General features: G+C 33.7%; 15 protein-coding genes. 13 read left to right on the top strand and 2 right to left on the bottom strand.

Translation table 11 applies throughout. The features are described 5' to 3' along the window. The first annotated feature begins 240 nt into the window (after positions 1-240). The 12 genes from ACKJXD_RS06045 to ACKJXD_RS05990 all read left to right on the top strand — a co-directional run bounded on the left by ACKJXD_RS06045 (position 241) and on the right by ACKJXD_RS05990 (position 10,464). Entirely contained in the window at positions 241-1,128 is an 888-nt protein-coding gene (locus tag ACKJXD_RS06045) for a hypothetical protein (protein WP_430875818.1), read from the top strand. A 252-nt stretch (positions 1,129-1,380) separates the two neighbouring features. Beyond that, positions 1,381-2,205 carry a hypothetical protein gene (locus tag ACKJXD_RS06040; protein ID WP_430875817.1) on the top strand — a complete coding sequence of 275 codons (825 nt, stop codon included), beginning with the start codon at positions 1,381-1,383 and terminating at the stop codon, positions 2,203-2,205. A 459-nt stretch (positions 2,206-2,664) separates the two neighbouring features. After that, on the top strand, positions 2,665-3,120 hold the full coding sequence (gene rpiB, locus ACKJXD_RS06035) for a ribose 5-phosphate isomerase B (protein WP_294826280.1): 456 nt from the start codon (positions 2,665-2,667) through the stop codon (positions 3,118-3,120). A gap of 54 nt (positions 3,121-3,174) precedes the next feature. Next, positions 3,175-4,125 (top strand): transaldolase, encoded by a 951-nt coding sequence (gene tal, locus ACKJXD_RS06030; protein ID WP_430875816.1) that lies wholly within the window; start codon positions 3,175-3,177, stop codon positions 4,123-4,125. Between the two features lie 268 nt (positions 4,126-4,393). Continuing rightward, positions 4,394-4,777 carry a dihydroxyacetone kinase phosphoryl donor subunit DhaM gene (gene dhaM, locus ACKJXD_RS06025; protein ID WP_220217004.1) on the top strand — a complete coding sequence of 128 codons (384 nt, stop codon included), beginning with the start codon at positions 4,394-4,396 and terminating at the stop codon, positions 4,775-4,777. A gap of 15 nt (positions 4,778-4,792) precedes the next feature. Beyond that, positions 4,793-5,266, top strand: a complete 474-nt coding sequence (locus tag ACKJXD_RS06020) for a Lin0368 family putative glycerol transporter subunit (RefSeq protein ID WP_220217005.1) — start codon at positions 4,793-4,795, stop codon at positions 5,264-5,266. Between the two features lie 27 nt (positions 5,267-5,293). Continuing rightward, positions 5,294-5,641, top strand: coding sequence for a Lin0368 family putative glycerol transporter subunit (locus tag ACKJXD_RS06015; RefSeq protein WP_220217006.1), 348 nt, complete (start codon positions 5,294-5,296; stop codon positions 5,639-5,641). Positions 5,642-5,689: 48 nt separating this feature from the next. Continuing rightward, complete coding sequence (locus ACKJXD_RS06010; RefSeq protein ID WP_220217007.1) at positions 5,690-6,688, top strand: dihydroxyacetone kinase subunit DhaK; 999 nt, start codon at positions 5,690-5,692, stop codon at positions 6,686-6,688. 18 nt (positions 6,689-6,706) lie between these two features. Continuing rightward, a complete protein-coding gene (gene dhaL, locus ACKJXD_RS06005; RefSeq protein ID WP_220217008.1) occupies positions 6,707-7,357 on the top strand; it encodes a dihydroxyacetone kinase subunit DhaL in 651 nt (216 codons plus the stop codon). An 84-nt stretch (positions 7,358-7,441) separates the two neighbouring features. Beyond that, a complete protein-coding gene (locus ACKJXD_RS06000; RefSeq protein ID WP_430875815.1) occupies positions 7,442-8,554 on the top strand; it encodes a glycerol dehydrogenase in 1,113 nt (370 codons plus the stop codon). A 135-nt stretch (positions 8,555-8,689) separates the two neighbouring features. Next, complete coding sequence (locus ACKJXD_RS05995) at positions 8,690-9,469, top strand: triose-phosphate isomerase (RefSeq protein ID WP_430875814.1); 780 nt, start codon at positions 8,690-8,692, stop codon at positions 9,467-9,469. A 23-nt stretch (positions 9,470-9,492) separates the two neighbouring features. After that, positions 9,493-10,464, top strand: a complete 972-nt coding sequence (locus ACKJXD_RS05990) for a sugar-binding transcriptional regulator (protein ID WP_220217011.1) — start codon at positions 9,493-9,495, stop codon at positions 10,462-10,464. Positions 10,465-10,609: 145 nt separating this feature from the next. Here ACKJXD_RS05990 and pssA read toward each other — a convergent pair whose 3' ends face one another. Next, the gene (gene pssA, locus ACKJXD_RS05985) at positions 10,610-11,968 is read right to left on the bottom strand and encodes a CDP-diacylglycerol--serine O-phosphatidyltransferase (protein ID WP_430875813.1); all 1,359 of its coding nucleotides are present in this window, start codon (positions 11,966-11,968) and stop codon (positions 10,610-10,612) included. Positions 11,969-12,111: 143 nt separating this feature from the next. Further along, a complete protein-coding gene (ydiK, locus tag ACKJXD_RS05980) occupies positions 12,112-13,164 on the bottom strand; it encodes an AI-2E family transporter YdiK (RefSeq protein ID WP_220217013.1) in 1,053 nt (350 codons plus the stop codon). A 104-nt stretch (positions 13,165-13,268) separates the two neighbouring features. On the opposite strand from ydiK, the gene eco reads away from it, so the two are divergent. Next, positions 13,269-13,763: a serine protease inhibitor ecotin gene (gene eco / locus ACKJXD_RS05975; protein WP_220217014.1), complete on the top strand. Its 495-nt coding sequence runs from the start codon at positions 13,269-13,271 to the stop codon at positions 13,761-13,763. Positions 13,764-13,960 lie beyond the last annotated feature (197 nt).

Below are 13,960 nucleotides of genomic sequence, written 5' to 3'. Positions count from 1 at the left end.
TAATTTATAATAAAATTAAAGCAGATCGTTATTTTAAAATTACTGCTAATCCTAATTTCGATTGGGATAATAAAGTTGATTGGAAAACGGAATTTTCAGAATTAATGGTCACCGTATACTATAGGGGTTTCAAGAAAGAGGATCTCATGACAAACCAAAAGAATTAAATCCAATTAAACTTATTCCAAGTTACAAGAACTCAACTGCAACAACCTATAAAATGGATTAAATTTTATTATTATGAATAAAACAATGAGTATAATTTTTGCTTTTTTATTATTAATTAATATCTCTTGTAGCAAAGCACAAGATAAATTGAAACCAATAATAAATTCAAAAACAATGAATGAACAACCTATCTATACTTTAAAAGTTACTTCCAGTAATCCGTATGAATCTTACATAAATAACATGGTTCTGGAAAAAGATTATTTAACTGGTTCGAGTGATAGTGAATTAATTATTAATGATCTTATACTAAAATCGGGAAAACAAAAATTACAAATTGTCTTATTACCAAATGATGGAAATAAAACGGTAGATAAATTGGGTATTGATTACCTAACATTAAGTATTTATAGATATAATAATGGATATTCATCTTATGTAGAACGAAAATCTACTTTAATTTACGAATTCAAATTGGATGATCCACATGTAGAAATGCCACTAATTACCAAAGAATGGATTTTCAATATTGATGTTCCGTACAAACTAAAAAATTGGGAACACAGCATAGATTTGAGAAAAGAAGATGAAGATAAATTACTTAAAGAAGTCGTAGATTATTATAACCATTTAGCTAATATAATTAATAAAGGCGATAAAAAATCTTTCTTGACCATTATGAAAGTTAAAAATTCCGAAGTCTTTAAATCATTATATAATGATGCTGAATTAATTAAAGAAGATGAACGATATATAGACAATAAATTATCTAAAAGTATAGGAAATATACAACCGCTCGAAAATTATAACATTATGTATTATGGAAATGGAAGAATAGTAACATTAGAAGACAAAAAAGGCGAAACTCCGCTGTTTGCAGAAGATAAAAATGATATTTACTCATATCAAATCTATCTCCATCGCCCTTATCCTAATGCTCCATTAGAAGTAATACGATAGGTTAGTAATGAAAAATTAATCAACGTGTTTTTATTTAGTCGTTTTCAATTTTTGGGGACACGAAAAACAAAAGTATGAAATAAAGAAGATTAAAATTTAACTAATTAATGATGCCATAAAGACATTAAGTGCTATAATTTGCTTTTCTTTAACCTATTATTTTGATTTAAAAAATTCTGCATAGACAGATAAGAGCGTTCGTTTTAAGTTCATTAAACCTATTATTTTATGCAAGGAAGTTAAAATAAAATCATGAAAAAGTTACTTATAACCTTAATTTTAATCATATCTATGACAGCTCCCGTCTACTCTCAATCTATCAAAGATTTTGACCTCTATACAAAAACGTTTGATTTAAATACTTTTAAAGAAAAAATCAAAAACACCAATAGAGATAGTTATATCTATTATTTAGATAATAATATTTGCGTTTATCAATACATAGAGCCAGATCATTATATAAGAGAAATTATTGATCAAGAAGGAAGTCCTTATAGCGTTGTAAGAAGATATTATTCTAATGGAAAATTATTTACAACGGTTAGAAAATTTTACGACTTTAATATCGGAAATTTAGATGTTTATGATAAAAACGGTAATCGTGAAGAAGGTATTAATTATGACTATCTGTATTCTTTTACGGTAGACGATTTAATCCAAAAAATGAAATCCTTATACGGCATTGATTTAAACGTTATTACTGACGGAATATCAGTAAGTAAAGCTCATACTACGGCAAAGAAAAATATTGAACCTTTGTATACTGTGTATTATCCCATAATAGAAAAAAATTCCATTAAACGGGACGGCGCTATAGTTCAAGATCGAACCTTTTATATAGACGGAAGTTATGGAAAGGTAACGATAGAAGATTATGTTGAATTGAATAGTTATTCAGAAACAGAAGGGGAAAAAAAAGGTTTGTACATAACCGCTCGGTATTATACATTTAATGAAAAATGGGAAACTATAAAAATCATAGAAAAAAAATTATATTTCAAATATGGTAAAAAATATTTACCGGAAGTTTTGGAAGAAAAAAAGATTTTCGAATCACACAGCAATAAAGATGATTAAAAAATATAGTAAAGGTATATTTCAATTTGTAGCTAAAGCTAAGGTCGGATGACCAACCGTAAATAGCAATGGATAAAGCTAGTATATAATATGACCACGCAGTTCTACCGTGATAAGCTTACGTTATATGTTAACGTAGAATCTGAATGCAAACTGATATTTTGTGATGTCCTCTTATTGATTAGATTATCATTATGAACCTAACCGCTCTATTTACTAAAAATATTAGATGGTTAGAGTGAAGTGACTGATATGTTCAATAAAAATGATTATTTGAATCTTTAACCTATCCAAAATAACTCTTCTCAACAAATCTTTTTCTAAATAAAAACTACACTGTAGTAATCAAATAACTTTTTTCGAGACTTATGTCACATAAATGAATTTATTTATACCTGAAGTTAACAAATGATAATATTATGAACTAATGATCATTTGGTTAAATTAAAGGAGAATATTATGAAGCCCATAGCAATTGGTGCAGACGATGCAGCATTTGAATTTAGAAATAGTATTGTTGAATATTTGAATAATCAACGTATTGAGATTATTGATTATAGTAGCGATAAACAGTCACATAATCCTTTGTATCCTGATGTTGCTCACGCTGTTGCATGTTCAATAAAAGCGGGTAAGCATGAGCGTGGTATCTTGATTTGCGGTACTGGAATTGGGGTAGCGATAGCTGCAAATAAAGTACCGGGTATTCGTGCTGCTCAATGCCACGATATATTTTCAGCTGAGCGAGCAAGAAAAAGTAATAATGCTCAAATTATGACAATGGGAGCAAGAGTAATTGGTATTGAATTAGCAAAAAAATTGGTTCAAGCATGGCTGCAATCGGAGTTTGAAGGGGGGGGATCAACGCCAAAAGTTGAGCGAATCAATTATTATGATGAACTTTATAGCAAATAAAAGTAACACATTTTAAAACAACTTTTTCAAACATTAATGTTATAGGATAACAGTATGAATCAATTAGAAGAATTTAAAAAAATAACCATAGTTGTTGCCGATACAGGTGATATCGATTCCATTAAGCAGTTTTCTCCCGAAGATGCCACTACCAACCCTTCTCTGGTCTTAAAAGCTGCTCAACTTCCACAATATCGTTATCTGATTGATTCTGCTGTTGAGACAGCAAAAAAATTAGGGGGTAGCAAAGAACAACAATTAATTAATGCTTGTGACCAAGTTGCGGTTAATATCGGTGCTGAAATATTAAAAATGGTACCGGGACGTATTTCGACTGAAGTGGATGCCCGTTTATCTTTTGATACACAAGCTTGTATCGAAAAAGCCCGCCGAATTATAGAGCTTTACCAGCAAAAGGGTATCGATAAATCACGAATTCTGATAAAAATTGCATCCACATGGGAAGGGATAAAAGCTGCCGAAGTTCTCGAAAAAGAAGGTATTAATTGTAATTTAACGTTACTCTTTTCATTTGCTCAGGCACGTGCTTGTGCAGAAGCGAATGTCTTTCTTATCTCGCCTTTTGTTGGTCGTATTTATGATTGGTATCAAGCTAAAAAAACGATTGACCCTTATATTGCCGATCAAGATCCAGGAGTGGTATCAGTACGTAATATTTACAACTATTATAAACAACATGGTTATAAAACAATCGTCATGGGGGCAAGCTTCCGTAAAGTTGAGCAAATTTTAGCATTAGCCGGTTGTGACCGATTAACGATTGCGCCAAATTTATTGGCTGAAATGCAACAATCAAGCGCTCCAGTAGTGCAAAAACTTAATCCTAATCAAACCGTCATAGAAAGACCTGCACCGATTACCGAATCTGAATTTAGATGGCAACACAATAGTGATGCCATGGCAGTAGAAAAACTAGCTGAAGGGATTCGTGCCTTTGCAGTGGATCAAGGTAAATTAGAAGAGATGATCTGCACATTATTATAATTTAGGGGGGCAAGCTCCCCATTATCCTCTTTTTGATAGTTAATCATCTGAATCAAATCTGCTGTTAAAGTCTATTTTTCTAGTAGAAATATCCCTCTGTCTATCTTTTTGTTTAAAAATCTTAAATAGTCAAAATAATTATTTAATATCTTTAATATTTAAATATTTAGATCTAAGTCACAAATTCATGACAAAACAATTTTCTCAGCTAGTTTATCCGTTATAATCGAACAAAAGATAGGTTATTAAACATTTGTTCGGAGGCTTCATGGTTAGTATAGTTTTAGTATCGCACAGTAGAAAAATCACCGATGGATTAAAAGAAATGATAGAAGAAATGGTTGATACAACCGGTGATGTAAAAATTTATTCCGCAGGTGGTACAGATGATGGTCGGTTAGGTACCGATTCGGTTGCAATATATAACATCATTCAACAATCTAAAAATCACCAAAATATACTTATATTTGCTGATATTGGTAGTGCTATTTTAAGCACAGAAACTGCAATTGATTTAATTGAAGATGATGATTTAAAAAATAAGGTCACTTTAGTTGATGCACCATTAGTTGAAGGTGCTTTTGTTGCTTCGATTCAAGCCATGGTTGATAACGATGTTGAAGGTATCTTAGCTGAATTACAAAATATTTAGAAAGAGAGAATTGCGATGAAATTTTTTCGAAGCTTTATTGGTTACGGAATAGCAGGAATGATTGTTATGTCCGTTTGGTCTCAGTTAGGTGCTTATGGAATTTTTGGCGGATTCCTCGCCGCGATAATTATAATTGGACCCATGTGGTATATGAACCATTACATCAATTTAACTGGTAATGAGGATGATGCCGCCTTTGTTGATATGGGATTAGCGATCGCTGTTTGCGGAATAATGCGGGATACTTTTCTTCAAGGCGGTAATGCACTTGTTTCTTCTTTGCCGACGATTTTGTTAGTGAGTGTTGGAGCAGTGTTAGGGGGGATTACTGCCGCATATATTGAAAAAGATATGGCTAAAAAGAAAGAATTTATTAATGAAAATCCAAGAGAACCAGGGTTAAGGCGTACAGATTTTGAGAAATTGAAAGACGCGAAAGAAAAAATTTTACGTAGCAAACAAATAAAAGTTTTCCAAAAAAAACGATGAAAATGGGAATGTAAGGAGTGAATGGTTATGTCAATAAATTATGCTATCGCAACATTGATGGGTGGTTTTATCTTTCCATTTGTTATTCGAATGACTTGGGGACGCATGGTTGATAATTGGGGACCAATTGGTGGTTGGATGGCAGCTGCATTTGTGGTTGGAACGGTATGGTGTATTAATCATGGTATTGCCACGCCAATGATTACACAGAGTGGTTCAGTATGGGTTGATCAAGGGCTAGCAGCAGGGGTTGGTGTTTGGGTCGCATCAGCATTAACTGGAGGTAATAAACGAAAATCAATAAAAAATATTCTTGCTGCTGTAGTCTCAGGTGTTGTTGGTGGTTTTATATTGTCACTTTTTTTAGTTGGATAAGAGATACTGTAAGAATTTGTCGTTTAAAGGATAGATAGGGGTTATGAAATGAGAAGATTAATAAATGATGGGTATGACGTTGTTGAAGAAATGTTAGAAGGCTATTGCTTAGCACACAGTGAATATGTCGAACTTAAAGAAGACTGTCATCGTGTTGTGGTAAGTAAAAAGATCAGTAAAGAACCCCGAGTAAGAATAATCATTGGTGGTGGGTCGGGACATGAACCTGCTTTTTTAGGTTATGTGGGTCAAGATTTTGCTGATGCAGCAGCGGTTGGTAATGTTAATACTTCCCCTTCTCCGGAATATTGTTATGAGGCGGTAAAAGCGGTTGATTCAGGTAAAGGATGCCTGTTTGTTTATGGTAATTATGCTGGTGATGTCATGAACTTTGATATGGCAGTTGAACTAGCAGCAGATGAGGGTATTCGTGTTGAAACGGTAACTGTGACGGATGATATTTATTCATCTAAAAACATCAGTGACCGCCGAGGAGTCGCTGGCGATGTATTTGTATTCAAAGTTGCCGCGAGTGCTGCCGCAAAAGGTTATGATTTAGATAAAGTTAAAGCACTTACTCAAAAAGCAAATGCAAATACTTATTCTATGGGCGTTGCATTGTCATCTTGTACTTTACCTGTGACGGGTGAACCCATATTCGAAATGCATGATGGCGATATGGAAGTCGGTATGGGAATTCATGGTGAACCCGGTATTGAAAGAACTAAATTAGCAAAAGCCGATTTTGTCGTTAGCCAATTAGTTGACCATTTGCTACAAGAATCAAAAATACAATCGGGTGACGAGGTACAACTACTTATTAATGGATTAGGGGGCTTAGCTTTGATGGATCAATATATCTGTTATCGAAAAGCTCATCTTTTATTGGCACAAAAAGGAATAAAAATCTATAAACCATTGGTGGGTAATTATGTCACTTCAATGGATATGGTTGGAATGTCCATTTCGCTTATTAAGCTTGATGATGAACTAAAACAGTTATTAGCTCATCCATGTGATGCTCCTTATTTTAAAATTACCAATTAAATTTCAAGGAGAATGTTGATGAGTGAACGGATGTTAGAAAAATCGTTTTTTATTGAGACCTTTAAAAAAATTGCGATCATGGCTGAAGAAAATCGTGATCATTTGAGTAAATTGGATTCGGATATTGGTGATGGTGATCATGGTATCAATTTGACCATTGGCTTTCGTGAAGTCGAAAAACAACTTCCAGCTTTGACCGATTCAACCGCAGATATAGCTGAATTAATGAAAAAAGTTGGCATGATTTTGTTGAGTAAAGTAGGGGGAGCATCAGGCCCTTTATATGGTAGTTTTTTTATGAAAATGGCAAATCATACGGTAGGCAAACAAGCGGTAACATTTAAAGAGTTTTGTCAAATGTTCCAAGATGGTGTAGAAGCCGTACAAATGCGAGGAAAAGCGGAACTTAACGATAAAACGATGATTGATGCACTGATTCCTGGACTTGATGTTTTGAAGAATTATCAAGCGTCCGATGATCCAATCACGACCTTACAAAAATGTGTTGATGAAATGAAAAAAGGTTCAGACAACACCATTGCGCTTGTTGCTAAAAAAGGACGTTCAATGCGATTAGGTGAAAGAGCAATCGGGCATCGAGATGCCGGTTCTGAATCAGCATGGATGATAATGAATCAATTTTTAGAACAATTGAAACTGGAAAAGTAAAAAAGTTTTTAAGCAATGTGTCGATCATTATTTAATTTCTGATAATGATCAGTAAGTCAAAAAAGTGTATAAGAGGTAATTACGATGGATAAGGTATTTGTGAGTCCAAACAGGTATGTGCAAGGTAAAGATTTGCTTACACGAGCTGAAGGGTATGTTAAACCTTTTGGAACAAATTTTTTAATTCTTGCAGATAAAAATATTTGGAATATTGCTGCTAATCAGCTTGCTGATTCATTGCAAAAATCGGGATTAGAAATTACCAAAGCTGTCTTTAACGGCGAATGTTCAATGATTGAAATTAATAGATTATTTGATGAATATAAGGATAAAAAATTTGATGCAATTATTGGTGTGGGTGGTGGAAAAACGTTAGATACGGCAAAAGCATTAGCTGCAAAATATAACCTACCGAAAGTCTGTGTACCGACGACAGCTTCAACAGATGCACCAACTGCGAAAGTTTCAGTTGTATATACTGAAGATGGGGTTTTTGATTTCCTATGGCATCATTATAAAAATCCTGATTTAGTTTTAGTGGACACACGCATAATTGCCAATGCACCAGTAAGATCGTTGAAATCGGGTATTGCCGATGGACTTGCAACTTGGGTTGAAGCCAGAACCTCAATTCGTAGTTGCCATAAAACAGATGCCGGTGGAATAGCAACAATTGCTGGGGAAGCGATTGCCAGAGAATGTGAAAAAACAATTTTTGATTATGCCTTGTTAGCGGTAGAAGCAAATGAGAAAAAATTAGTTACCCCTGCACTAGAAGCGGTAGTTGAAGCCAATACGTTATTAAGTGGATTGGGGTTTGAGAATGGTGGATTAGGTGCAGCTCATGCTATACACAATGGTTTTACTGCTGTTTCGGGGGATGTCCATCATTTAACACATGGGGAAAAAGTTGCTTATGGCACTATAGCTCAACTAGTATTAGAAGGACGTCCAATTGCTGAACTGGAGCGGTACATTGATCTATATATTAAACTCGGTTTACCCATTACCTTAGAAGAAGTTCATTTAGATAAAATTACCGAAGAAGAGTTTCAATTAATCGGTAATAAAGCAGTAGATCCAGTCGAAACTATTCATAGCTTACCTTTCAAAGTCACTGCAGATGATGTAATACAAGCTATTAAAGCGACGGATTATCATGTAAAAAATTACAAAAAACGTTTAGGAATTAAATAAACATCTCACAGCACTTCTTTCTAGCATTGTTTAAGTTGCTTGAAAGAAGTGTTACATAGATGATAATGCAGTTTTTAATGATGTATTTAACCACTATTATTTAAACCCCTTCTCTGATTATCGACAGGAAAAATTATGAAGAAAATATTCATAGGTACCAGCTGGAAGATGAATAAAACACTAGCAGAAGCACTATTATTTTGTGAACAATTAAAAACGTTTTATCCTGAGAGTTTGAACAATCATATTCAACCTTTTGTTATACCCCCTTTTACCTGTGTTCGTGAGGTTGCCAGTTATATGGCAACAAATAAAATGAACTGTCTAACAGGTGTGCAAAATATGCATTATGAAGATTCAGGGGCGTTTACCGGTGAAATTTCACCAATAATGGTCAAAGATACAGGTGCAACGATAGTTGAGATAGGGCATTCTGAACGCAGAGAATATTTTGGCGAAAATGATTTAGCAATCAATAAAAAAGTAAAAGCAGCACTAAAACACGGATTGACGCCATTAGTATGTATTGGTGATAGTCGTGACGAAAAATCGTGGGGGGTGTCTGCTGAAGCGGTGATTAAACAGATGAAAATAGCCTTGTCTGGTATTGATAAACAGCAAGCCACACAAGTCATTATTGCTTATGAACCTATTTGGGCAATAGGTGAACATGGCACTCCAGCGACGCCGACAGAAGCGGAATTAATACATCTAAAACTTAGATCGGCATTAATAGAATTGTATGGTGAAACTATCGCAAATCAAATGATTTTACTTTATGGTGGTAGTGTAAATCTTGAAAATTCGACATTACTCATTACTAAACCTAATATCGATGGATTATTTATTGGTCGTAGTGCATGGCAAGCAAAAGGTTTTTGTAATATATTATCGGCTATTAATCAGCAAAGTTAATATTTTTACGAAAGGCTATACGAATGGATGGATTTAAAAACAAGCAAGAATCAGAGCTGCTAACTGAAATTGCGGTTGCTTATTATGAGTACGAGCAAACTCAAGAAGAGATAGCCAAACGATTTGGTATCTCAAGAATTAAAGTTGGTCGATTACTTAAAAAAGCAAGGTCTGAAGGAATTGTTGAAATTAATGTTAAATATCATCCTATTTTTAGTTCGCAAATGGAACTTCAATTTGTCAATAATTTTGGCATCAAACGCGCCTTGATCGCTTTAGATCACCAAGATGAAGATGAACAGCGTAGACAAGTTGCGGCATTAGTAACCAATTATTTATCAAGCACTTTAAAAAATGGTATGACGGTTGCGGTTGGTCAGGGGCGAAATGTTGCCGCTGTTGCAAGTCACGTTGGTATATTCCCTGAAAAACAATGTAAATTTATTTGTGGAATTGGAGGGACATTACGTGTCGGTGAGTTAATTGATGCCGATCATATTAGTCGAAGTTTAGCCAGAAAATTTAACGCCACGAGTGAAACACTTTATGCACCTGCTTATGTTGAAAATCGAGAACTTAAGCAAGCTTTTATTCAAAATCGTGTTATAAAAGATACCTTAGAACGAGCCGCGAAAGCCGATATTGCATTGGTTGGACTTGGAGATATGAACGAAAATTGCTATATGGTGCAATTAGGTTGGTTTACACCACAAGAAGTCACTTTTGCAACTTTGCAACAAGGTGTCGTTGGCGATATTGCTGGTTACGGTTTTTTTGATATCAATGGCATGCCTGTTGATACCGTCATGAACGATCGTGTTATAGGTCTAAGTATTGAGGAGTTACGCAATATTCCATGTGTTATTGCTATTGCTTCGGAAAATACTAAAGCGACAGCTATACTAGGCGCACTACGCTCTGGCGTTATTGATATCATTGCAACGAGTGCTTCAAATGCCAGAACGGTGCTAAGCTTGCAACAAAATAGAAACTGATGATTAATATCTCGTCAAACCTTTGAAGCTATAAAGATGAGATTTAACTAAAATCATTTATTGTTATTTTTTAATGATTTTTAAATTTTACTCTTTATAGCTTGTTTTTAGTTGATGCTTTACTTACTGCTTATCGCTTATTTCTTTATAATAAGCGTTTAATAATTCGATCAACTCGTATGCGGGTTAATCTTTTAATTAATTTATGGACATGATTTGGATAAAATTGACTTGCTTGAATTTGTTGAAAATGCGTAACTAATGTTGTTTTCTCACGAATTGTTTCAAGCTCTTTATTAAACTGATCTTTTAGTTCTTGATTCGGATCGTGTATTAAGATACCGTTTTCAAGATCTAGTCGCCAAGCTCTTGGATTTAGATTATTCCCTGTAATTATATACCATTCTTCATCTACCCAAATCCCCTTAAGATGATAAGTCTGTTCTCCATCTTTCCATAAACGAATAATAAGTTGCTCTTTATCAATAAAAGACTGAAGCCGTTCTATAAAATTTCGTAAATTAATTTCGTATAAATAAGGTAATCCACCCGAAATATTAAATGGTTTATCTTCTGGAATATAAAAATCATTAGCCGTTTTATCGCCAATAATGATTTCGACTTGACGACCTTTTCGTAATAGACGAATGATATCCCGAACTAAAATATTGGGTAAATTAAAATACGGAGTACAAAAAACAATTTTTTGTTGAGTCGCATTAATTAAATGGTGGATGGTTTTGTTCAGTAAATTATTATTACGACCTAAACCAGAAATTGGAGCCACTGAAAGCGATTGGTTATCTGCATCCCCAGTATATTGATAATTAGCATTCATCAATTGTTGACGGAGCGATTTAATCTCAGGTTTAATTTGCTTTCTCGTTTTGTGTGTTTGACCATCTAACCGTTGCAAACCATTTTTCGCAAGAAAATAGGTGTCAATATAGTCAACCATACTGTCTGCCAATAGTTTGTTGGTGATAAAATGATATCTATCATATCGGTATTTATCGAATTTATGTAAATAAACATTATTAATGCTTGCTCCACTATAAATCACCGTGTCGTCAATAATAAAGCCTTTAAGGTGCAGGACACCAAGTACTTCACGGTGATTAACAGGAACACCATAAATCGGAATATCGATATGAGGGTTTTCTTGTTTGAATTGATAATAAAAACGGGCATTTGTTTTGCTTTTATCTTCGCCAATTCGCCCACGTTGAGCTCGGTGCCAATCGACAAATATTTTTATATCTAGATTTGGTCGTTGTTGTTTCGCGTCATAAAGTGCTTTAAGTATTTCAGTTCCTGCTTCATCTTGCTCTAAATATAATGCAACAATATAGATGCGTTTTTTTGCTTTATCGATTGCATCAAGTAAAGCAAGACGATAAGTTTGAGGATCATAGACAATACGATATTGATCGGCTTGTTGAGGAATTTTAGCAAATTCTTCAAGTTGCTTTTTATGATTATATCTTATAAAAGGTATTCGCATGATTTTTATATTATTAAATCTGACACACATCCTAAAAAATAGAGTGTTTGTCAGATAAATAAATCTCCTTTTTATACAACACATTAAAATCTAACTTAGAAAATTATTTCAATTAAAAATATAATGTTTCTGTTTATATATGTTTAAGATTGCTCACTAACCCAAGTCTGAATGATTTTGTAGGTTAAGGCTAGTACTACCGGGCCGATAAATAATCCCATCATACCAAAACCAAGTAAACCGCCAATAACACCAAATAATATCAACAAAAATGGTAAATCCGCACCTTTTTTAATTAAATATGCACGCATTACACTATCAAGTGTTGTTAATACAATAGCGACGATAATTAAGATAATACCCGCTACAGTGTGACCATTCCAAAATTGCCAAATAATACAGCCTAGCATGACAATGACAGGGCCAATTTGAGCCACACAACAAATAAATAAGATCAGTGTTAAAATACCAGCTAACGGCATCTTAGTTAACATAAAACTTAAGCCACCGATTAATGCTAAAGTAATTGCCGTTACTACTACGCCCAGCGCGACAGCACGAATTGATTGTCCAGCTAACGTTATTGTCGTTTCGCCATATTGTTTTGATAAACGATTAGCAAACACATAAACATTTTTAGTAATACTTTCTCCTTTTAAGAAGAGTAATAAACTAAAAGTAATCATTATACCAGCATGGAAAATAAATATACCAATATTAGTTACTTGTGCAATAAGCCATTTTATCATTGTACCGATATAAGGTTGAATGGTTGTGATTAAATCTGAACCATCCGTTTTGATTAAATCTAGCCATTTTTGATGGAGTTCTTCTCCGAACATTGGTATATTATTTAACCAATCTAAAGTTGGTAATTCATGATGAGATAACGTTTTCGCCCATTCAATAAGATAGTGACTATTTTGAGCAACACTACTAAAAATCAAAATAAACGGAATGACACAAACAATTGCCAATATTAATGCCATAACTAGCAAAGACAACCATCTTTTGTTAAAGAGTTTCTTTTGAATTTTTTTCATTAATGGCCAAGTCGTAATGACGACCATTACAGCCCAAAAAAAACCGAATAAAAAAACCTCAACTATTCGGTAAGTTATAATAATAAATAATCCGATTATTAGAAGATTTAGAATTAACTTCAATAAATCACTATTATTTTTTTCTGTTTGCATTTTCTGTCCATAGTAATTAACAAATAAAATGTTATTATACGCATAATAACTGAAAAAGCATATTATGCATTATTAATGAATTAAGTTACATTGGAGATCTATAAATGAAAAAATTGATGCTTGTTTTGCTAACATCAGCTGTTCTTACAGCTTGTTCTACAACACCAACTTTACCGCAAACTGTACAAAATGCTAACGACATTGCGCCTTATCCTCAAGCAAGTGAAGGTTATGTGCGTTATGCGATAAATTTACCTCCTTTAGCTAATGAAAATAATGCCCGAGTTGAACTATTAATAGGAAAAGAGATAAATGTTGATTGTAATGTTAAACGCTTAACTGGAACAATCAAGCAAGAAGAATTAAAAGGTTGGGGATACTCTTATTACGTGGTTGAAAATGTTAATAGCGGTATATCAACGATGATGGCGTGTCTTGAAAGTACTAATAAGACTGAATTTGTTACAGTGGATCATAATTTAGGATGGCTAGATTATAATAGTCGGCTACCAATCATGATTTATGCGCCAAATGATATCCAAGTTAAATATCGTATATGGCAACCAGATTCTAAAGTATTGCCAGCCAGAGTTGAATAAAGTTTGGCTACGTTAAGCAGACAATTTAATCGAAGAAATGAGTGGATAAAATATAGCCATTTAAGCTTAAAATGTAAGATATTTTACATTTTAGATGGACTTCTTTAAAAAAAAAGGTATTTTATCCCACGTAATGCAAGGAATGCACCTATACCCAGTTGTATGTTAATGGTAAGTTGTTTCTTGCTTACCTCGGT

It is taken from the genome of Gilliamella sp. G0441 (assembly GCF_050589305.1).
Classification (GTDB): Bacteria; Pseudomonadota; Gammaproteobacteria; order Enterobacterales; family Orbaceae; genus Gilliamella.
This window is presented reverse-complemented; position numbering and strand designations above follow the sequence as displayed.

Bases quoted from the DNA above. Each gene is read 5' to 3' on its own strand.
- ACKJXD_RS06000 (WP_430875815.1), top strand. From the start codon at position 7,442: ATGGATAAGGTATTTGTGAGTCCAAACAGGTATGTGCAAGGTAAAGAT.
- ACKJXD_RS06015 (WP_220217006.1), top strand. From the start codon at position 5,294: ATGTCAATAAATTATGCTATCGCAACATTGATGGGTGGTTTTATCTTT.
- pssA (WP_430875813.1), bottom strand. From the start codon at position 11,968: ATGCGAATACCTTTTATAAGATATAATCATAAAAAGCAACTTGAAGAA.
- ACKJXD_RS05995 (WP_430875814.1), top strand. From the start codon at position 8,690: ATGAAGAAAATATTCATAGGTACCAGCTGGAAGATGAATAAAACACTA.
- eco (WP_220217014.1), top strand. From the start codon at position 13,269: ATGAAAAAATTGATGCTTGTTTTGCTAACATCAGCTGTTCTTACAGCT.
- dhaM (WP_220217004.1), top strand. From the start codon at position 4,394: ATGGTTAGTATAGTTTTAGTATCGCACAGTAGAAAAATCACCGATGGA.
- ACKJXD_RS06040 (WP_430875817.1), top strand. From the start codon at position 1,381: ATGAAAAAGTTACTTATAACCTTAATTTTAATCATATCTATGACAGCT.
- ACKJXD_RS06020 (WP_220217005.1), top strand. From the start codon at position 4,793: ATGAAATTTTTTCGAAGCTTTATTGGTTACGGAATAGCAGGAATGATT.
- tal (WP_430875816.1), top strand. From the start codon at position 3,175: ATGAATCAATTAGAAGAATTTAAAAAAATAACCATAGTTGTTGCCGAT.
- ydiK (WP_220217013.1), bottom strand. From the start codon at position 13,164: ATGCAAACAGAAAAAAATAATAGTGATTTATTGAAGTTAATTCTAAAT.
- dhaL (WP_220217008.1), top strand. From the start codon at position 6,707: ATGAGTGAACGGATGTTAGAAAAATCGTTTTTTATTGAGACCTTTAAA.
- ACKJXD_RS06045 (WP_430875818.1), top strand. From the start codon at position 241: ATGAATAAAACAATGAGTATAATTTTTGCTTTTTTATTATTAATTAAT.
- rpiB (WP_294826280.1), top strand. From the start codon at position 2,665: ATGAAGCCCATAGCAATTGGTGCAGACGATGCAGCATTTGAATTTAGA.
- ACKJXD_RS06010 (WP_220217007.1), top strand. From the start codon at position 5,690: ATGAGAAGATTAATAAATGATGGGTATGACGTTGTTGAAGAAATGTTA.
- ACKJXD_RS05990 (WP_220217011.1), top strand. From the start codon at position 9,493: ATGGATGGATTTAAAAACAAGCAAGAATCAGAGCTGCTAACTGAAATT.